Annotated in this window: 21 protein-coding genes; 10 read left to right on the top strand and 11 right to left on the bottom strand. The window is 32.1% G+C overall.

The features are described 5' to 3' along the window. Window positions 1–21: 21 nt before the first annotated feature. Both QVZ41_RS03320 and QVZ41_RS03315 read right to left on the bottom strand, forming a co-directional pair. Entirely contained in the window at window positions 22–828 is an 807-nt protein-coding gene (locus tag QVZ41_RS03320; RefSeq protein ID WP_302883125.1) for an anti-sigma factor, read from the bottom strand. Between the two features lie 4 nt (window positions 829–832). Further along, on the bottom strand, window positions 833–1,363 hold the full coding sequence (locus QVZ41_RS03315; RefSeq protein WP_302883124.1) for an RNA polymerase sigma factor: 531 nt from the start codon (window positions 1,361–1,363) through the stop codon (window positions 833–835). Window positions 1,364–1,530: 167 nt separating this feature from the next. Here QVZ41_RS03315 and QVZ41_RS03310 point away from each other — a divergent pair, with 167 nt between their 5' ends. Both QVZ41_RS03310 and QVZ41_RS03305 read left to right on the top strand, forming a co-directional pair. After that, window positions 1,531–2,667, top strand: a complete 1,137-nt coding sequence (locus QVZ41_RS03310; protein WP_302883123.1) for an Mrp/NBP35 family ATP-binding protein — start codon at window positions 1,531–1,533, stop codon at window positions 2,665–2,667. A 39-nt stretch (window positions 2,668–2,706) separates the two neighbouring features. Further along, a complete protein-coding gene (locus QVZ41_RS03305) occupies window positions 2,707–2,943 on the top strand; it encodes a NifU family protein (protein ID WP_073117979.1) in 237 nt (78 codons plus the stop codon). 242 nt (window positions 2,944–3,185) lie between these two features. Here the strand turns inward: QVZ41_RS03305 and QVZ41_RS03300 are convergent, their stop codons facing one another. Both QVZ41_RS03300 and QVZ41_RS03295 read right to left on the bottom strand, forming a co-directional pair. Then, window positions 3,186–5,051 carry an ABC-F family ATP-binding cassette domain-containing protein gene (locus tag QVZ41_RS03300; RefSeq protein WP_302883122.1) on the bottom strand — a complete coding sequence of 622 codons (1,866 nt, stop codon included), beginning with the start codon at window positions 5,049–5,051 and terminating at the stop codon, window positions 3,186–3,188. Window positions 5,052–5,189: 138 nt separating this feature from the next. Continuing rightward, a complete protein-coding gene (locus QVZ41_RS03295) occupies window positions 5,190–5,996 on the bottom strand; it encodes a hypothetical protein (RefSeq protein WP_302883121.1) in 807 nt (268 codons plus the stop codon). A gap of 242 nt (window positions 5,997–6,238) precedes the next feature. Between QVZ41_RS03295 and QVZ41_RS03290 the strand changes: the two genes are divergently transcribed. From QVZ41_RS03290 to QVZ41_RS03275, 4 genes are all read left to right on the top strand, one after another. Next, window positions 6,239–7,921 (top strand): ABC transporter ATP-binding protein, encoded by a 1,683-nt coding sequence (locus tag QVZ41_RS03290; RefSeq protein ID WP_302883120.1) that lies wholly within the window; start codon window positions 6,239–6,241, stop codon window positions 7,919–7,921. Between the two features lie 49 nt (window positions 7,922–7,970). Further along, entirely contained in the window at window positions 7,971–8,780 is an 810-nt protein-coding gene (lolB1, locus tag QVZ41_RS03285; protein WP_302883119.1) for a lipoprotein insertase outer membrane protein LolB1, read from the top strand. Then, a complete protein-coding gene (locus QVZ41_RS03280; protein ID WP_302883118.1) occupies window positions 8,773–10,008 on the top strand; it encodes a murein hydrolase activator EnvC family protein in 1,236 nt (411 codons plus the stop codon). Before lolB1 ends, QVZ41_RS03280 begins: the two co-directional genes overlap by 8 nt. A 76-nt stretch (window positions 10,009–10,084) precedes the next feature. Beyond that, the gene (locus tag QVZ41_RS03275) at window positions 10,085–10,420 is read left to right on the top strand and encodes a cupin domain-containing protein (protein ID WP_302883117.1); all 336 of its coding nucleotides are present in this window, start codon (window positions 10,085–10,087) and stop codon (window positions 10,418–10,420) included. A 30-nt stretch (window positions 10,421–10,450) separates the two neighbouring features. On the opposite strand, the gene QVZ41_RS03270 is transcribed toward QVZ41_RS03275, so the two are convergent. Beyond that, window positions 10,451–10,960 (bottom strand): acyl-CoA thioesterase, encoded by a 510-nt coding sequence (locus QVZ41_RS03270; protein ID WP_302883116.1) that lies wholly within the window; start codon window positions 10,958–10,960, stop codon window positions 10,451–10,453. Between the two features lie 42 nt (window positions 10,961–11,002). Beyond that, a complete protein-coding gene (locus QVZ41_RS03265) occupies window positions 11,003–11,887 on the bottom strand; it encodes an HU domain-containing protein (protein WP_302883115.1) in 885 nt (294 codons plus the stop codon). A gap of 91 nt (window positions 11,888–11,978) precedes the next feature. Between QVZ41_RS03265 and dprA the strand changes: the two genes are divergently transcribed. After that, the gene (dprA, locus tag QVZ41_RS03260) at window positions 11,979–13,082 is read left to right on the top strand and encodes a DNA-processing protein DprA (RefSeq protein ID WP_302883114.1); all 1,104 of its coding nucleotides are present in this window, start codon (window positions 11,979–11,981) and stop codon (window positions 13,080–13,082) included. Here the strand turns inward: dprA and QVZ41_RS03255 are convergent. Genes QVZ41_RS03255 through QVZ41_RS03245 form a run of 3 tightly spaced genes read right to left on the bottom strand, consistent with a single transcriptional unit; the run spans window position 13,079 to window position 15,858 of the window. Next, window positions 13,079–13,942, bottom strand: a complete 864-nt coding sequence (locus QVZ41_RS03255; RefSeq protein WP_302883113.1) for a DMT family transporter — start codon at window positions 13,940–13,942, stop codon at window positions 13,079–13,081. The genes dprA and QVZ41_RS03255 overlap by 4 nt on opposite strands. Window positions 13,943–13,947: 5 nt before the next feature. Next, entirely contained in the window at window positions 13,948–14,382 is a 435-nt protein-coding gene (gene dut, locus QVZ41_RS03250; protein ID WP_302883112.1) for a dUTP diphosphatase, read from the bottom strand. Window positions 14,383–14,412: 30 nt separating this feature from the next. Then, the gene (locus QVZ41_RS03245; protein WP_302883111.1) at window positions 14,413–15,858 is read right to left on the bottom strand and encodes an oligosaccharide flippase family protein; all 1,446 of its coding nucleotides are present in this window, start codon (window positions 15,856–15,858) and stop codon (window positions 14,413–14,415) included. Between the two features lie 98 nt (window positions 15,859–15,956). On the opposite strand from QVZ41_RS03245, the gene QVZ41_RS03240 reads away from it, so the two are divergent. The 3 genes from QVZ41_RS03240 to QVZ41_RS03230 are packed head-to-tail and all read left to right on the top strand — an operon-like array spanning window position 15,957 to window position 17,859. Then, the gene (locus QVZ41_RS03240; RefSeq protein WP_302883110.1) at window positions 15,957–16,658 is read left to right on the top strand and encodes a DUF6973 domain-containing protein; all 702 of its coding nucleotides are present in this window, start codon (window positions 15,957–15,959) and stop codon (window positions 16,656–16,658) included. After that, on the top strand, window positions 16,655–17,080 hold the full coding sequence (locus QVZ41_RS03235; protein ID WP_302883109.1) for a hypothetical protein: 426 nt from the start codon (window positions 16,655–16,657) through the stop codon (window positions 17,078–17,080). Before QVZ41_RS03240 ends, QVZ41_RS03235 begins: the two co-directional genes overlap by 4 nt. A gap of 17 nt (window positions 17,081–17,097) precedes the next feature. After that, complete coding sequence (locus tag QVZ41_RS03230) at window positions 17,098–17,859, top strand: lysophospholipid acyltransferase family protein (protein ID WP_302883108.1); 762 nt, start codon at window positions 17,098–17,100, stop codon at window positions 17,857–17,859. Here QVZ41_RS03230 and QVZ41_RS03225 read toward each other — a convergent pair. Both QVZ41_RS03225 and QVZ41_RS03220 read right to left on the bottom strand, forming a co-directional pair. Further along, the gene (locus QVZ41_RS03225; protein ID WP_302883107.1) at window positions 17,849–18,622 is read right to left on the bottom strand and encodes an amidohydrolase; all 774 of its coding nucleotides are present in this window, start codon (window positions 18,620–18,622) and stop codon (window positions 17,849–17,851) included. The two genes, QVZ41_RS03230 and QVZ41_RS03225, sit on opposite strands and share 11 nt — an antisense overlap. Then, window positions 18,607–19,749: a methionine aminotransferase gene (locus QVZ41_RS03220; RefSeq protein ID WP_302883106.1), complete on the bottom strand. Its 1,143-nt coding sequence runs from the start codon at window positions 19,747–19,749 to the stop codon at window positions 18,607–18,609. The genes QVZ41_RS03225 and QVZ41_RS03220 overlap by 16 nt, the downstream gene beginning before the upstream one ends. Window positions 19,750–19,771: the final 22 nt, after the last annotated feature.

The following is a 19,771-nucleotide window of genomic DNA, read 5'->3' as shown; positions in this document are numbered from 1 at the left end:
TGTAAATATTTTTTTGTTGTATTAAGATACCTTGGTCAATCCTAAAGTATATAATTGCTCTAAAGTTGGCGATGCACTACCACCAGCAGGTTCTAGTGTAATTCCAAAGGCTTCAGATTTGTTGCCGTTGCTAACTTTTATAAAAGATTCTCCTTTATTATATCCATCTAAAGTTCCTAAACTTGTAGGAGTTAACGGATTTAAAGTTAAAGACCATAATTGATAAACTTTTCCTTCAGGAGCTTTAGGCAAACCACTTAAGTCTACATACATTTCATTGGTTTTTTTATCCCAATAAATAGCTGCATAACTTTCTGGAGATACCGTCTGTCCAGCCAAGTCTACTTTTTCAGTAGTCTCAGATGATATAAAAGCAATCACCTCATTTTTGGTGTTGATTTCAATGTTTTTAGCAATCACCTCACCTTGTAAATTAGCTCTTTGTTCATCTAACTTAATGTTAGATGCAATTTCCTTGGTTAAGTTTTCTTTTAATTCGCTGTTATTGGTGTAAAGACTTATAATTCCTACTGTTAACACAACACTTGCTGCCCACCCCATGTAGCTAACCCAACGAATTGGAACCACTTTGGTATTGTTACTATTAATAGCAGACATTAGTTTGCTAAACGGATAAGCTACAAATCCTTTTTTGTTGCTTAATTCCGCTATGTTAACAACCGTGTGTTCTATTTCTTTGATGTATGCTTTTACTTCTGGATGCTTTTGTATCATGGTATACACTTCGTAGCTTTCCTCTCTACTTAGCGTACCCGCAACATAAAGTTCTAGTATTCCAGATTCGATATATTCTTGTACATTCTCCATAATCCTATCTATTTATACTCAATCTTAAATTTTCCAAACAACTACGGCTTCTTGTTTTTACCGTACCTAAAGGAATGTCTAATTCTTCTGATGTTTCTCTTTGAGTATATCCTTTATAAAAGATTAAATCGATTACTTTTCTACACTTTTCAGACATTTTTTGAATTTTAGCAAATAATGATTTTTCCTCATCACTTACTTCTTTTTCCTCTTGTTCTGATATATTTACGAAAATATCTAAGCTTTGGTTTTGTTTGTGGATGCGATAATCTTTAGACCTTGTTTTATCGATGGCTGCATTTCTAGAAATGTTTAGCAGCCATGTAAAAAACCTACCTTTTTTAGGGGTGTAACTTTCTATGTTATCCCAAACTTTTAAGAAAACTTCTTGTAAAATATCTTTGGAAAGGTCTTCATCTCTAATAATATTGTTGATCACTCCAAGCATGCTTTTGTTATACATTTCGTAGAGTTTTTCATACGCAAGTACATCTTTTTCTTCTTGAAATTTTTGAACCAAATTGTCTACATCCATATAGTTAGTTGTAAAATTGAATCTGAAAATTAGGAAGAAAAAAGCGCTTTAGCTAACAACAAGTGCAAATATGTGTAAGATTTTAATTTAGGGAAGACTATAGATGTGTAAATAGAAACATTTCTGCGGAATAACGTATCTTTGCAACTGAATTTAAATACACTAAAATGAGTATTACAAAATCTGATATAACAGCAATTTTAGAGACGATAACAGCACCTGGTGAAGGAAAAAGTTTGATAGAAAATAAAAATGTAACCAACATCAATATTTTTGGAGATGAGGTGGTGATTGATGTACAAATTAGCAATCCTACTTTACAAGCTAAAAAGAAAACGGAGACGGAAATTGAAAAAGCGATTGTCGCTCAGTTTTCATTAGCTAAGGTAAAAGTAAATTTGTCAGTAGCAATAAAAAAGGAAGAGCCTAAAGCAAATCCAAATTTAATTAAAGGAGAAAAAATCCCTGGAATTCAAAATATTATTGCTGTAGCTTCTGGTAAAGGAGGGGTAGGAAAATCTACCGTAACGGCTAACATGGCGGTTTCTTTGCAAAAAATGGGATTTAAAGTAGGAGTGTTAGATGCCGATGTGTACGGTCCATCAATGCACATTATGTTTGATGTTGCCAAAGCAAAACCTATTTCTGTAAATGTAGATGGTCGTTCTAAAATGAAACCTGTTGAAAATTACGGAATCAAATTATTGTCTTTAGGTTTTTTTACCAATCCTAACGAAGCCGTAATTTGGAGAGGTCCTATGGCTTCTAAAGCATTAAATCAAATGATTTTTGATGCAGATTGGGGAGAATTAGACTTTTTATTAATTGATTTACCTCCCGGAACAGGAGATATTCACTTGTCTATTGTACAAGCATTACCTATTACTGGGGCAGTAGTGGTAAGTACACCGCAAAATATAGCCTTGGCCGATGCTAAAAAAGGGGTAGCCATGTTCCAGCAAAAAAATATTAATGTACCAGTGTTGGGAATTGTAGAAAACATGAGTTATTTTACACCTGCTGAATTGCCAGAAAATAAATACTATATTTTTGGTCAAGATGGGGCAAAACACTTGGCACAAGATTTAGAGACAGCTTTCTTGGGAGAAATTCCTTTGGTGCAAAGTATTCGTGAATCAGGAGATTACGGTCACCCAGTAGCTTTACAAGAAGGAACCCCTCAAGAATTGGCTTTTAAAGAAATTACCAAGAACATGGCAGGAGAGTTGGTAAAACGAAATACAGACTTGCCTCCAACAGAAGCGGTAAAAATTACCAACATGAGTGGTTGTTCAACCAAATAATAATGTTATTTTTAGCAAAGTAAAATATATATTGAAAAAATGAACGCAGAAGAGTTACAAATAAATGTAGAAAAAGCTTTGGATGAAATTCGTCCATTTTTAGAGTCTGATGGTGGAAATATCTCTTTAATTTCTATTGATGATAACATTGTAAAAGTGAAATTGGAAGGGGCTTGTGTAGGATGTAACGTAAATCAAATGACGTTAAAAAACGGAGTAGAAGCGACCATTAAAAAACATGCTCCTCAAATTCAAGAAGTAATTGATGTTAGCTAAAAAGCTACATTTTATATAAAAACAAAACCCCAAACTGAACTCTCTGTTTGGGGTTTTTTATGTTGTAATTTATTGAATATTGTCTAAAATAATAGTTCTCGACCACGCTCGAACACCTAATATTACTATGGATATAGGTTTTTCTAAAATGTCATCGAGTGTTCCAAAATGTTGGAAGCGAATTTTTTGTCTTGATAAGATCATCGAGCGGAGTCGAGATGCAATATGTTTAAAATTTAGATTTATCCTTCCAGTTTTTCACTCAATTCAAACCAACGCATTTCTTTAAATTCTATGTCATCAATAATTTTCTGAAGCTCAATTGATTTTTTGTCAATGGCATCACCTTCTATTTTCCCTTCAGCAAACTCAGCTTCAATGGCTTCTTTTTTTCTGTTTAGTTTAGCAATATCGCTTTCAAGGTTGATGTATTCTTTGTTTTCTGCATAACTTAATTTAGCAGGCGTTTTTTGCTTCTCTTTAACCGTTTCTATTTTGGTAGGAACAATTTCTTGCTCTTCTTGATTGTCAGAATTTTCGTAAGCTCTAAAATCTGAATAGTTTCCAGGGAAGTTTTCAATCACTCCATTTCCTCTAAACACAAATAAAGAATCTACAATCTTATCCATAAAATAACGGTCGTGAGAGACCACAACTAAGTTTCCAGGATAATCTAACATAAAGCTTTCTAACACGTTTAGCGTTACAATATCTAAATCGTTGGTGGGCTCATCTAAAATTAAAAAGTTAGGATTCTGAATTAAAACGGTACATAAATACAAACGTTTACGTTCTCCTCCACTTAATTTTTCTACAAAATCGTATTGTTTCTTTTTATCAAATAAGAAACGCTCTAACAATTGACTTGCTGATATTTTATGTCCTTTGGCTAATGGAATAAATTCCCCAAATTCTTTAATCACTTCAATAACTTTTTGTCCTTCTTTTACTTGAATTCCAGACTGATGATAATATCCAAATTTAATGGTTTCTCCCACCACAACTTTTCCACTATCAACAGGAGTATTTCCTGTTAAAACATTTAAGAAAGATGATTTTCCAGTTCCGTTTTTTCCAATAATTCCAATACGTTCTCCACGACCAAAATTATAATCAAACTGGTCTAACATCACCATGTTTTCCCAAGCTTTAGAAACTTTGTGAAATTCCACAATTTTGTTTCCTAAACGTTCCATGTTTATTTCTAATTGAACTTTGTGTTCTGCACGTCTGGCTCTTGCTTTTTCTTTAATCACAAAAAAGTCATCAATTCTAGATTTAGATTTGGTGGTACGTGCTTTTGGCTGACGTCTCATCCAATCTAATTCTTTTTTAAACAAGTTTTTGGCTTTGGCTTGTACAGTTTGTTCTAGCTCAATACGTTCTTCTTTTTTTTCTAAATAGTAAGAATAGTTTCCTTTGTAGCTGTACAACTGTCCGTTGTCCATTTCTATAATTTCATTACACACACGCTCTAAAAAGTAACGATCGTGAGTAACCATAAATAAGGTGATTTTTTCTTTGGCAAAAAAATCTTCAAGCCATTCAATCATTTCTAAATCTAAATGGTTGGTAGGCTCATCTAAAATTAATAAATCTGGTTTGCTAATTAAAACGGTAGCCAATGCTAAACGTTTACGTTGCCCCCCAGAAAGTCCACTTACTTTTAATTGTAAGTTGTCTAATTTTAATTTGGTTAAAATTTGTTTGTATTGTGTTTCGAAATCCCAAGCGTTGTATTGATCCATCATGTCAAACGCAAGTTGATATCTTTCTGCATCCTCTGGATTTTCAATGGCCTTTTCGTACTCCTGAACAATTTTTAAGACTTTGCTATCAGAGTCAAAAATAACTTCCTCTACTGTTTGATTTTCATCAAAAGCATCTTCCTGTGAAAGATAAGAAACATGTAAATCTTTACGAGTCACTACTTGTCCAGTATCAGGAACATCATTTCCCGCAATAATTTCTAACAAGCGTGTTTTACCCGTTCCATTTTTGGCTACAAAGGCAATTTTTTGGTCTTTGTTAATTCCAAATGATAAGTTTTCAAACAATACACGTTCTCCAAAAGCCTTGGAAACGTTTTCTATAGATAAATAATTCACACAAAAATATTTTGTGCAAAAGTAGGTGTTTAAATCGAGAGTTTAATCGGTTATAAGTTGTTTGTTATAGGTGTGTGAATTTCTATTGAATTCTTACGGTTATGAGAATAATTTTAAATCTAAAACCTAGAACGAATGTTACCAAGCCTGTTCAAAAGTTTTTTTATTGAGGTATAAATCTTTGGTTAGCTTGTTAATTCCTGTGTTTTTATAGATGTTCATCACTTTTTTAGGCCAAGTTTCTCTAAAATTAAAAGAGTTGGGTCTACCCCCAATGGTGTAGATGAATTTTTCATTTAGTTTGGCATCAAATAAAATCTCAATTCCATGTGCTGTTACTTGTTCATCTAACAAAGTTCTTGCTTCATTATAAGCTTTAATACTACTGGTGTGAGAAATAAATCTACTTACAAAATCTTCTACGTTTTTAAGATTCGCCTTGGTCATTTCATCTGGATGATTGATTAAAAAATCTAAATGAGTGGTGGTTCCTGCAATGCTATCTGGGCGATAATCTTTTTTTAAAGAAGGAGGTCTGTTTTCCCAAATAATATTGGCTTTGGGAATTTTAGCCAATTTTCGTTTGTCTAAAATGGTAGTTTGGGTGGTAATGTCTTTGGGCATTTTTAAGGCAGGCAATTCAGCATCGTTACCAAAAGCATTCAAGCTTAAAAAGTTTCCAGTAATTCTTCCAATATATCCTTGTCCCCAACCCGATTCTAAAGAAATTATACTTAATACTGCTCCTGGTGGTACTTTGTGTTTAATACATAATTCCGTTACAGGTAATGCCAAACGTTGGTAAAGTTTAGCAACATGACCATATTTTCGGTATCTGTACCCGGTAGCTGATTTTTTTAAAGGTTTTGTTTCCTTTTTAATTTCAACAGGAGCTTTAGGCTTAGGTAATGCAATCTTTTCCTTTTGTTTAGTTGTAATATTCAAACAGAAAAAGTAAAACAGAGTAAGCGCTCCAAAAATGAAAAAATATTTATTTGTTTTATTCATATAAAATTTAAAGGACTAATAAATCAAATATATACAAATAAAGTAAATAGTACTGAGCATTCTATACTCAGTAATTTTTTCAAAACTAGAAATGTAAGCCAGAATGTTCAACTTTAAGTTTCAAACCAACCTAATATCAACATAGTTTTGTTAATTTTAAAATTCAATTCCACATTAAAATGAAACCAATACTTAGTGTACAAAATTTAAACATTTCCTTTCAAAATCAACAGATAGAGAACAAGGTGGTTCACGATGTGAGTTTTGAAATTATGCCCAATCAAATTGTGGGAGTTGTTGGAGAATCTGGTAGTGGAAAATCGGTGACTTCTATGGCTATGATGGGCTTGTTGCCTAAAAACATTTCAAAAGTTACGGGTCGTATTTTGTATAAGGATGTTTCGTTAACAGATTTGGAACCTAATGAACTTAGAAAAATTGTAGGGAAAGAAATCAGTATGATTTTTCAAGAACCCATGACTTCTTTAAATCCGAGTTTGACCTGTGGAGAACAAGTTGCTGAGGTGTTGGATTTGCATACAGATTTGTCTAATAAAGAAATAGACCAAGCTGTGATGGAATTGTTTGAGAAAGTAAAACTTCCTAGGGCCAAAAAAATGATGACTCAATATCCGCATGAGTTGTCAGGTGGTCAAAAACAAAGAGTGATGATTGCCATGGCCATTGCTTGTAAACCTAAATTGCTAATTGCCGATGAACCTACAACTGCCTTGGATGTTAGGGTGCAAGATGAAATTGTTTTGTTGTTAAAAGAATTACAACAAGAAACAGGGATGAGTATTTTGTTTATTACCCACGATTTGGCTTTGATTGCCGAAATAGCTCAACGAGTAATTGTGATGCAAAAAGGAAAAATTGTTGAGCAAGGAACGGTAGAAAATGTGTTTTTGCATCCGCAAGAAATTTATACCAAAGCATTAATCAATGCAAAACCTAAATTAAATATTAGGTTAAAACAGTTGCCATCGGTGATAAGTTATTTACAAGATGATTTTACGGAAGAAGTATATAGTACAGTTGAAAGAAACGAATTTCATCAGCAATTGTATAACAAACAACCTTTGTTAGAAGTTAAAAATTTAAAAACCTACTATACTTCAAAAAACAATTGGTTTCAAAAACCGAATGTGGTTAAAGGTGTAGATGATGTTTCTTTTAAGGTTTACGAAGGAGAAACGGTTGGTTTGGTAGGTGAGTCAGGAAGTGGAAAATCTACCATTGGAAGAACCATTCTAGGATTAGAAAAAGCAACGGCAGGAGAAATTTGGTACCAAGGTGTAAACTTATTAACCCTTAGTCATTCCGAAAGAAAAAAATACAGACAAGAAATTCAGTTAATTTTTCAAGATCCATATTCTTCTTTAAACCCAAGTATGAAAGTTGGAGAAGCTATTTTGGAGCCTATGGTTAGACATCGTGTTTTGGAATCAAACCAAGAAAGAAAAAAATATATTTATCAATTGTTAGAAAAAGTAGGCCTAGAAAAAGAACATTACAATAGGTATCCTCATGAGTTTTCGGGGGGACAAAGGCAAAGAATTGGAATTGCCAGAGCGTTGGCTTTGCAACCTAAATTAATTATTTGTGATGAATCGGTATCGGCTTTAGATGTTTCGGTTCAAGCTCAGGTGTTGAATTTGTTGAACAAATTAAAAAAGGAATTTGAGTTTACCTACCTTTTTATTTCTCATGATTTGTCCATCGTTAAATTTATGTCAGATCAATTAATTGTATTAAATCAAGGAAAAATAGAGGAAATAGGAGATGCTGATGTCATTTATAACCAACCACAAAAAGCGTATACAAAAGCACTAATTCAAGCCATTCCTAAAGGGATTTGATACTGTGATTCCTAGTAATAAATTGTATATTGCATCAAAATTTAGGTATATGCAATTTAGGTTGTTAGCAGTTATCATGCTGTTTTTTATGGTTTCTTGTGGTGCTAAAAAGAGTGTTGCTCCAGATGTTGAAATTCCTCATCTTAGGTACTCAAAACTGGTAAAAGAATACAAAGCCAACTCTTTTAAAGAGGCAGATTTCAATACAGTAAAGATAGATGCTAAAATGTCTTACAAAATTGGAAATTCTTCTCAAAAACTAGGACTAAATTTTAGAATTTCCAAAGGAGAAAAAATTTGGATTAGCGGAGATTTTTTAGGAATTCCAGTAGTTAAAATGTTGATAGAAAAAGACAGTGTTCATTATTATAATAAATTTGATAAAACTTATTTTGATGGCTCTTTTGATTTTATCAAGCAATTAATTGGAGTAGATGTTTCTTATGCTGTACTTGAAAAATTATTTGTAGGAGATTTGATATTAAACATCGAGAAAAATCGTTTTAAGATGGATATTAGTGATCGCTCTTACTTTCTTTACGACAGTGGAAATAAAAATTATTACATAGAAGCTGCTATTTATCCTTTAACTTTTAAAACAAAATCTCAGGTGATAGAACAAGTTTTTGGGGAAAGTTTATTTGCTACCTATTATAAAAATTATCAAAATGTTGATGGCTTTTTGTTTCCAAAAGAACTAAGTATTAAAGGGAAAAATAACGGAAAAGAATCTATTATTACCATTAAATATAATGATGTAAAATTTAATGAGGATTTAAGTTTTCCTTATAAAGTTCCAAAAGATTGTGACAAGCCAGTAATTTTAAAACCTAAAGAAAATAGTGAAAGCAATGAGTAAAAAATCACTCCTATTACTTTGTGCATTTTTTTTAATGTTTACTGTTTCTTTTTCCCAAACAGCCAAACAAAAAGAATTAGAAAAAAAACGTGCCGAACTACAGCAAGAAATTGCTAGGGTGAATAAACTCTTGTTCCAAAATCAAAAAAAGGAAGAAAATTTATTGGGTTATTTGAATGATTTGAATAAAAAAATTCAAGTAAGATCTGATTTAATCAAAGCTATTACTGCCGAAGCTAATTTTTTACAAGGAGAAATTAAAAAGAACGAAAAGCAAGTAAAAGCGCTTGAAAAAGAGTTAAAGGTTTTAAAGGAAGATTATGCCGAAATGATTTTAAAATCATACAAAAGCAAATCGGAACAAAGTAAATTGATGTTTTTATTGTCATCCGAAGATTTTTTTCAGGGTTACAAACGTTTTCGCTACATGCAACAATATGCAGATTTTAGAAGAAAACAAGGAGATACCATTGTTGCCAAAACAGAAAAAGTTGCCGCATTAACAAGAGAACTTCATTTTCAGAAAAAACAAAAAGATGCACTTGCCAGAAGTAACAAACAAGAAGCCGATAAAATTAAATCTGAAAAAGAAGCTCAGGTGGCTTTGATGAAAAAAATAAAAGCTAAGGAAAAGTTATATTTAGCAGAAATTAAGCGAAAACAAGCTCAGGAAAAAAAGCTTGAAGAAGAAATTGAACGTGTGATTAGAGAAGCGATTGCAGCTTCTAGAGCCTCAACAAAAAAGACGACAACAAAAGTAGATGTTGATGCAAAAACATCAGGCTTTGCATTAACACCAGAAGGAAAAGCATTGGCGAATCGTTTTGAAGAAAATAGAGGTAAATTGCCTTGGCCTGTTGCAGAGGGAATTGTAACAAGAAATTATGGAGTCATTCCTCATCCAACTTTAAAAGGAATTGAAATAGATAGTAAAGGAATTCATATAACAACTAAGAAAAGTGCAACAGCAAGAGCTGTGTTTAAAGGGAAAGTGCTTGCTATACAATCTGTTAGTGGACGTTATGCTGTGTATATACAACATGGGAATTATATCTCTCTATATAATAACTTAGATAAGGTGTATGTAAGTAAAGGTCAGGAAGTGAATTTAAAACAACCCTTGGGAACTGTTTTTACGGATAAAGTAACAGGTAATACAGAGCTTAAATTCCAAATTTGGAAAGATACACAAAGACAAAATCCAATTTACTGGCTGGCTAGAATGTAAATTTGTAATATGACTTAGGTCATATTGTGTTCTCAAAAAATATCTTTATTTTAAGGCAAACTTAAAATTAAAAAACATGAAAGTGATTTCCCTGTTAAAAGATATAGAATATAAGACCAAACCTTCCTTAACTGTTTTATTTGAAACAGAATTTTCTAAAGAAATTAGAATTGTAATGAAGAAAGGGCAGGAGGTTAAAAAGCATCAAACCGAACATCCCATTATTGTTTCTGTTTTTGAAGGAAGTATAGAATTTAGCGTGCAAGATGAAAAGGTAAAGATGAAAAAAGGAGACATGATTTCTTTAGACGCCAATGTTCCTCATAGTCTTTTGTGTACAGCCGATACTATTGTTAGACTTTCTATTTCTAAACAAGATACCATTAAGCGTATAGAAGATTTATTATTCTAAAAATTAGCTAATATTATTTTTGATAGTGCTTTACTCAAACAAAGATTTTAATTCAGTAGCATCTTTAGGTTTCATTTTACCTGCAACTACTAAACTTAGTTGTCTGCGTTGTAATGCGTTTTGATAGCGTTGTTTTTCTAAATCTGTTTCAGGAATTAATTCTGGAACAGGTATAGGTTTTCCGTTGTTGTCTACTGCTACAAAAGTGTAAATAGCTTCGTTTACTTTGGTTTGAATACCAGAATCTCTATCTTCTAAATATACATCTGCAATAACTTCCATAGAGGAAGAAAAAGATCTAGATACTTGTGCTTTGATGGTCATCATGCTTCCTAAAGGGATTACTTTTCCAAAAGACACATTGTTAACCGATACAGTTACACAAATAGCGTTGGCGTGTCTTTGTGCGGCAATACAACAAATTCTGTCAACACGAGCTAGTAACTCCCCTCCAAACAAACCGTGAAGCGCATTGGTGTCACTTGGTAAAATAATATCAGTAGTAATGGCTAAAGAAGCCGATGATGTTTTTGCTTTCATAAAATATCAATAAAACTTATGCTTAAAGATAAGGTTTATTGTTTATTCATTGATGAAAAGCCATGCGTGTTTATTGTCTTTTATACGAATGGCATTCAAAGTATTAATGGCATCTCTTTTATCGTTAAAAGAAGCATAGCTTACTTGTGTTAATCCCCATTTATTTAAACCAATAATACTAGCGTTAAATCCTTTTTCTTTTAATAAATCCACTTTTTTAATAGCGTTTTCAGGTTCTTTAAAAGCTCCTGCTATAATGTGATATTTATAAGAGATTTCTTTAATCGCTTCTTTTTCAATAGTTAAAGTTACCGCTGGTAAAGGTTTTAAAATATTAAAAGAAGCTTGTTGAATTTGGTTGGTAACCGCCTGTTGATCTACAATTTCTTGTTGATTTATTTGCTGTTGCACATATACGCTACTTGCAAAAAACAGACCTGCAATGACTGCTGCAGCAGCAAAATATTTTCCGTAAGACCTTTTTACTTCTGTTTTAGGTGTAACAATGTTATTTCTTAAAATATAATCAGCACTAACATCACTTAATCCAAAAGAACTCGTTAAATAGTTGATTTTGTTTAATGGTTCAAAAATCAATTGTTCATTTTCTAAAGTAAATTGTCCAATGTTGTTTAATAACAAAGGACTTTCTTGCAGATTTTTTTGCCAATTTTCCACAGTGTTTTGCACCATAGAGGCAGCATGATCAAAAGAAATATTCAGTGATTTTGCGATGTGATTAATCAATAAACCATCATTTTTTTGAAGGTTTATGTTAAAAGAAATCGTTTTGGTAGGAGGTGTAAATTGATGATTTTCAACATTTCTCTTACTAGGAATGGTGTGGCTTACAAACCCTCCAAAGTTAGGAACGATCACACACTCGTACCTGTATAATAAATCGCTAATGTATTTTGATAACTGCATATAACAAAAATATTAAAAAAATGAACAGTGTCAATACTTAGCAAGTCTTTTTTAAAAGAAACATTTTTGTATCTTTTTGTAAAAATTGAAAATGAATTTTAAGGAACTCATGTATGCTTTGGCTTTGCAAGAAACCAAAGGAGTGGGTGCTGTTACAGCCAAAAAATTAATTGCTATTTATGGAAGCGCTGTTCAGTTATTTGAAGCCCATCAACAAAAGAGAATTGAAAAGGAGGTAAATATGAACTTGTTTCATCAATTGTTTTCAAAAGCTTCTTTATTAAACGCAGAAAAAGAATTAAATAGAGCCATTTCAAAAGGTTTAAAATGTTTGTATTATCAAGACAAAAATTATCCCAAACATTTGTTGCATTGTGCCGATGCTCCTTTGATTTTGTTTCAAGATGGAGGAAGTGATTTTAATGCTTATCAAAAAATTATTAGCATTGTAGGAACTAGAAATATGTCTAGTTACGGTCGTGGATTTTGTGCTGATTTGATTGCTGCTGTAAAAGAATATCAACCCTTAATTGTGAGTGGTTTTGCTTTTGGAGTAGATATTTGTGCGCATTTAGAAGCTTTAAAAAATGATTTGCCTACGGCTGCAGTTTTGGCCCATGGCTATGGAACGGTGTATCCAAATGAGCATAAAAGATTTTATCAAGAGATGAAAGAAAGTGGTGGTTTTTTGTCAGAATTCACTTATGATGAACAGCCTTTAAGAGAGAATTTTTTAAAAAGGAATAGAATTGTAGCGGGGATCAGTCAAGCGACTATTGTAATAGAATCAGCTTTTAAAGGAGGTTCTTTGGTTACGGCAGATATTGCCAATTCTTATAACAAAGATGTGTTTGCTTTACCGGGAAGAACTACTGATGTGTATAGTAAAGGTTGTAATGAGTTGATTAAAAATCACAAAGCAGCATTATTCACTTCTGGGGAAGATTTAATTGAGCAATTAGGATGGAAAAAATCAACAGTGAAAGAGGTTAAAATTGTACAACCTCAACTGTTTGTTGAGTTGGAAGGGGGCGAAAAAGAAATTTATGATTTATTGGCTGTCAATGCCATGCATGCGGATGAAATAGCAAGAACAAGTGGAATTCCAATATACAAAGTATCAAACTTTATTTTTCAATTAGAAATGAAAGGATTGGTTCAGGTATTGCCGGGAAAATTAATTAAAAGATGTTAGTTTTTTTTGGCAATAAAAGTTTCTAGAACTACTGCAGAAACAATAATAAATCCTCCAGTAACAGTAGAAATGGTAGGGATTTCATTTAGAAAAAGGAAAGCCAATAGGCTTCCATATAATGGCTGTACACAACTTAATAAAGAAGCACTTGTTGCCGAGAAGTTTTTGAAATTACTAACCAAATAAGTGTGACCTAAAGCTGTTGTAAAAACACCTAAAATGACCAAATGAGGTAGTTGAGAAGTGTAGTTTTTGAGATTAAAATCAACAAAAGTAAAAACAGGAGCTAACATTAGAACAATTAATCCAGTTTGATAAAACATTAGTTTTGTAGCATCATGGTTGGTTACTAAGTTTTTCATTAAAATATTTCTGATGGCATAAAAAATAGCAGAAATAACTCCAAAACCAATTCCTAAGGTAGTATCATTTCCAAAACTAAATTCAGGAGTTAAAATGTAAAGCCCTAATAAAACAATAAGGCCAAGAAATAAATGTTTAGGGTTAAACGTAGTTTTTCGGATTAGGGGTTCTAGTAAAGTGGTAAAAATAGGATAGGTAAATAATGAAATAATTCCTAATCCTGCACCAGCTAATTGTAGTGCATAGAAATAAGTAATCCAATGTCCTCCTTGTAAAATGGCAGAAATTAAAAAAGCACGACCGTCTTTAGAAATATCAAACTTAAAGCTAGTTTTTTTAAGTTTCATATAAATAGCAATGGCTATAAAAGCAAACAAACATCTAGACCAAATAGTAATGCTAGGCGGTAAAGAAATATAATTTCCAAAGGGTGCTGCCGTAGCAATAATTAGTAAAGCTAAATTTAGTTCAAGGATGTTTTTAAGTTGATTTTTCATCTGTTTTATTTAGTTCCTGTGCTACCAAATCCACCTGTTCCTCTTTGGGTACTGTCTAATTCTTCAACTTCAATCCACTCCGCTTGTTCGTGTTTTGCAATCACCAATTGTGCAATACGCTCTCCATCGGTAACTTCAAACACGTCGTTTGATATGTTGACTAAAATCACTCCTATTTCTCCACGGTAATCAGCATCAACTGTTCCTGGTGAATTTAATACAGTAATTCCTTTTTTTGCGGCCAAACCACTTCTAGGTCTCACTTGTGCTTCATAACCTTGTGGCAAAGCTATAAACAATCCTGTTTTTATGATTGCACGTTCTAATGGCTTTAAGAAAATACTTTCTTCTATGTTGGCTTTTAAATCTAAACCCGCAGCTCCGCTAGTTTCGTATTGAGGCAGGTTGTGTTTAGACTTGTTGATGATTTGTACTTTCATAAAAATAGAATTTAAGGCAAAAGTAAGGTCTTATTTAGACTTTAAAAATCTTTGTTTGATAAAATCTCTTTCACTAAAAAGAACCAAAGCAAAAGTTGCAATTAATAAAATAGTATTGATCATGATTTGTCCTCTTAGAACATAAAAGGAGATAAAACAAAGAGCGGTAATCAATAAAAACAAACTTAATATTTTAGAAACCTCATAAGGTGTTTTGTAGTGTTTTTGTCCGTATAGATAAGAGGTAATCATCATCATGGCGTATACAAAAAACGTCACCCATGCAGCTCCCATATATCCAAAAAGTGGCACAAAAATTAGCAATCCTATAATGGTTAATATTCCTCCTAAAATAGAAAAATACATCCCGTATTTGGTTTGATTGGTGTTTTTGTACCAAACCGATAAGTTATTGTAAATCCCTAATAAAAGATTGGCTAATAATATGATCGGGACAATGGCTAAAGTTTCAAAGTATTCAGGTTTTTTTAGTAAAAGATGTGCGAAGAAATCAATGTAAGCGACAATGGTTAAGACGATAAAAGCTCCCAATACGGTAAACCATTTTAAAATAATGGCATAAGTTTCACGGGCATTTTCTTTGTGAGATACATTAAAGAAAAAAGGTTCTGCCCCAAGTTTAAATGCCATAATAAATAAAGACATAAATACACCTAGTTTATAGGTTCCTGCATAAGCACCAGCAATGCTTTCGTTTAAAAATCTGGGCAAAATTAGTTTATCCAAATTTTCGTTAGTGATATAGGCGATTCCCGCAATTAAAATAGGCCATCCATATTTCAACATTTTTTTTAATAGAGAAAAATCTATTTTTAATTTAAACTTTAAAAACATGGGTAATACCATCAAAAAAGTAAGCCCGCTTGCAAGTAAATTTGATAGATATACGTACCCACCTTTAGATGAGGTTGGATACCAATTTAAAGAAGTATTAATTTCTTTTTTAGGTAAATACCACAAGAATAGAATGTTAAAAAAAGCAAAAACAGAAACATTTAAAACTTTAAATATAGCGTAGTTTAATGCTTTGTTTTTTACTCTTAAATAAGCGAAAGGAATCACAACCAAAGTATCAAAAAGCAAAACCCCAACTAAAGTTCTAAAATGTAGAGTTTCTTTAATATCAATAAAGGAAGCGATGGTTTCTGAAAAAATAAATAATGGCGTTAATAAACAAAAAGTAACGATGGCTACCGCACAAAAAGAGGTGCTTAATACATTGTTCTTGTCTTTTTCGGAATTAAAAAACCTAAAAAAAGTAGTTTCCATTCCAAAGGTTAATAATACATTAAAATAGGCAGCCCATACGTAAAACTCAGTAATTTCGTTGTATTGACTAGTGTTTTCAAGTGTTTTGGTATGTAGCCCTACTAAAAAAACATTTACTGCTTTGGGTAAAACAGCTGCAATTCCGTAAATAAAGGTGTTTTTTAAAAAGGATTTAAGTGTGCTCAAATTAAATAAGATATAGCGCAAATATATTCTATTTTTGGCGAAGTAAAATCAGACATGAAATAAAGTAAAAGAAGTAATTAACCATCAACTAAAAAATTATGAAGAGCCCAACCACTCTTAAATGCTTATTGTTCCTGTTTTTTGGAATGGGAATTTTAAATCAAACGTATTCACAATCATACAAAGGATATAAAAAATTAAGTTCACATGAAAAGTGCTGGGTGATTTTTCATCCATTTAAAGCCAAAAGAGCTTACAGAGTTTCTAAAGATGTTGAACATACTATAGATTCTATTTTAAATATAGGGGTGATGGGGAATCATCATGTAGGAAATCAATTAGATGCTTTTAAACATGCTTTTTGGATGTGGAGTTTGGCCGAAGAAATTGGTTGGAGATCTGCCAGAAGTTTAGGAAAAGAGCATGAAAAAGGTAATTACGAGTTTTACAAAGAACATAAATTGGAAGATGGAGTGTTGCCAGATAAAATAAGCTCTGAAATGGATTTGTTTAATAATAGTGTCGGATTGGCATTATACAAAGAGCATAAAAAAGAACATTTGTCTAAAGCGGAGAGGATTGAAGTAGTAAGACAAGCGGTAATTGATGGTAAAATGAAAATGATTTATCAAACAAAGAACCAGCAATACATAGATAGTTTAGGGAATATCATTCCAAAAGAAGAATATTATGGCTTGTGGGAAAACAGAAAATGTTTGGTGCCTTCAAGAGCTGAATATTTAATGGCTGATAATAAATCTAAATACTTAAATTTGTCTGACCAAAAAACAGAAAGATGAGAACAGTACATTCAATTTTAGCAGCATTTGCATTAATTGCCATCGCAATGGTTGTGTTTAATGCCGTAATGAGTTTAAAAAGAGAAGAAAAGTTTAAAGCAGGAGATCGTAAATTAGGATTAATCGCTTTGATTTTAACACACACCCAGTTTTTAGTAGGTTTAATTACTTATTATGTTTCTGATTGGTATGCTGAATTAAGAAGATTAGGTATGGGTGGAGCGATGAAAGATAGTGAGATTCGTTTAATGAGTGTAGAGCACCCATTAACCATGGTTATTGCTATTGCATTGATTACTGTGGGATGGTCTCGCCATAAAAAATTAACAGAAGACAAAGCTAAATTTAAGTCCTTCGCTATTTTTTACGGAATAGGATTGCTGTTGATTTTAGCAAGAATTCCATGGTCACAATGGTTTTAATTCAATAATTGCATCTTATGACTAAGCATAAAAAAATGCCTTTAGGGAAGAGCCTATTGGCTTATCCTTTATCGGTATTGTTTTATTTGGTTTACGGATTTTTATTATGTGTTTTTCATCCAATTCAATGGATTTCTTTAAAAGTTGGTGGTTACTCAGCGCATAAAAAAGTTGTAGATATTTTAAATTTGCTATTAACATTATCCCTTTATATTTTAGGGACAAGAGTAAAATTTATCAATAAGTATCAGTTTGATGCTTCTGTCCCTCATATCATTGTTTCTAATCACCAAAGTACCCACGAGATTTCTCCTTTAGGATGGTTTTTTAGAAAATTACATCCAAAATATATTGCTAAAAAGGAATTAGGAAAAGGCTTGCCAAGTGTTTCTTTTAATTTAAAATACGGAGGGTCTGCTTTAATTGATAGAAAAGATGCAAGACAGGCATTGTCTGAAATTGGGAAGTTTGCCAAATATTTAAAAGAGTACAATCGTTCTGGAATTATTTTTCCTGAAGGAACTCGTAGTAGAGATGGACAACCTAAAAGATTTTCTGAAAACGGTTTAAAAATCCTTGCTAAGTTTGCTCCAAATGCTGTGGTCATTCCAGTAAGTATTAATAACTCATGGAAATTGTGGGAATACGGACAATTTCCAATGAATATTGGTATTACGATGACAATTGAAACTCACGAACCTATAAAAGTAGCAGACAAATCTTTTGAGGAATTGTTTGCTGAGGTTGAGCAAGAAGTAAAGAGTAAGATTAATCTTTAAACTTAAACTCATCCTTGTCTTCTAGGAACTTAAACTTATTTCTTACTTTTTCTAAGTGATTTATTTTTAGGTTGATTTGTCTAACTGTTTTAGATTCTTTTAAGTCAATTAAAGTTTCTCCTAAAGGATCAATCACTTTAGAATCTCCTTGGTATTTTAATTCGTTTCCATCTATTCCTATTCTGTTTACTGCCACTACATAGCTCATATTTTCAATAGCTCTAGCAGTCAACAAACTATTCCATGCAAAAGATCTATTGGCTGGCCAATTAGCTACATATAAGGCCAAATCGTAATTGTTGGTGTTACGAGACCAAACAGGAAAACGCAAATCGTAACAAATAAAAGGTTTTATTTTCCATCCTTTGTAATGAATGGTGGTTGATTTTTTTCCAGCGGTATAAACTTCATTTTCTTTTCCATAAGAAAACAAGTGTTTTTTATCATAGCTGACTTCAATTCCATTGGGTGTTACAAATAAAAAACGATTGTAGTATTTGTTTTTCTCTTGAATACTTAACGATCCACAAACAGCACAATTTAATCTTTTGGCAGTTTTTAACATCCATAACACAGAAAGTCCATCCATGGTTTCTGCTATTTTAGAAGGTTCCATGCAAAAACCAGTAGAAAACATTTCCGGCAATACAATTAAATCTGTTTTGATATTGCCTAATTGTTTGTCTAAATTTTCAAGGTTTGTTAGGTTATTCATCCAAATAACATCTGGTTGAACAAGGGTGATGTTTAATGAATCTGACATAATATTTCTGTAGCTTTTTTAATGGTTTCGTCTGTTTTAGCAAAACAAAAACGTAATACTTTTTCGTCTAATTGGTTGGTGTTAAATACTGAAATAGGAATGGTTGCAATTTTAAATTCTTTTACCAATCTTTTTGCAAATTCAACATCGTTTTCTTTAGTAATGGCATCATATTTTAACAACTGAAAATAAGTTCCTTTACTAGGTGTAAAAGTAAATTTACTATTTTTAATTCCATCTAAAAATAAGTCTCTTTTATCTTGATAAAATTTATTTAAATAATTGTAGTTGTTTTCGTCTTGTATAAAGGTCGCAAATGCTTTTTGATAGGGTGTGTTTATGCTAAATACATTAAACTCATGCACTTTTACAAATTCATCCATTAAATGTTTTGGAGCCGCTGCATAACCCATTTTCCATCCAGTATTGTGAAAAGTTTTTCCAAAAGAAGCAATCACAAAACTATGTTCTCTTAAAATAGGATATTTACAAACACTTTCGTGTGTAAATCCATCATATGTCATGTGTTCGTAAACCTCATCACTTATCACAATAATGTCAGTGTTTTTTATGATGTTTTGTAAAGCCAACATATCACTTTTATCAAACAGAGTTCCTGTGGGATTTAGTGGTGTGTTTACAATAATCATTCTTGTTTTAGTACTAATTTTATCGGCTACTTCCTCCCAGTTTACTTTGTAGTCAGGATAGTTTAGTTGAATAAAAACAGGAATACCACCATTTAATCTTACCACAGGTTCATAACTATCAAAAGCAGGTTTAAAAATAATTACTTCATCATCTTTATGAACAAAAGCAGTGATGGCATTAAACAAAGCTTCGGTAGCTCCAGCGGTAATGGTAATTTCGTTTGTAGGGTGGTAGTTGGTTTGGTAACTTTTATATATTTTATCAGCAATCACTTCTCTTAATTCCATGTCACCACGCATAGGTGCATATTGATTGTGTCCTTTTTGCATGGCCTCTGTAACCAATTGCTGTAATTTTTCGGAGGTTTTAAAATTAGGAAAGCCCTGAGATAAATTAATAGCATTATGCTCATTTGCTAAAGCAGACATGGTAGAAAAAATACTTTCTGATAGCTTTGGTAATTTAGAGATTTGCATAAATATATTTTGTTTTAACTAG

Source organism: Wenyingzhuangia gilva (assembly GCF_030519655.1).
GTDB lineage: Bacteria > Bacteroidota > Bacteroidia > Flavobacteriales > Flavobacteriaceae > Wenyingzhuangia > Wenyingzhuangia gilva.
Note: the sequence above shows the minus strand (reverse complement) of the source record. Positions and strands in the feature narration are given on the sequence as shown.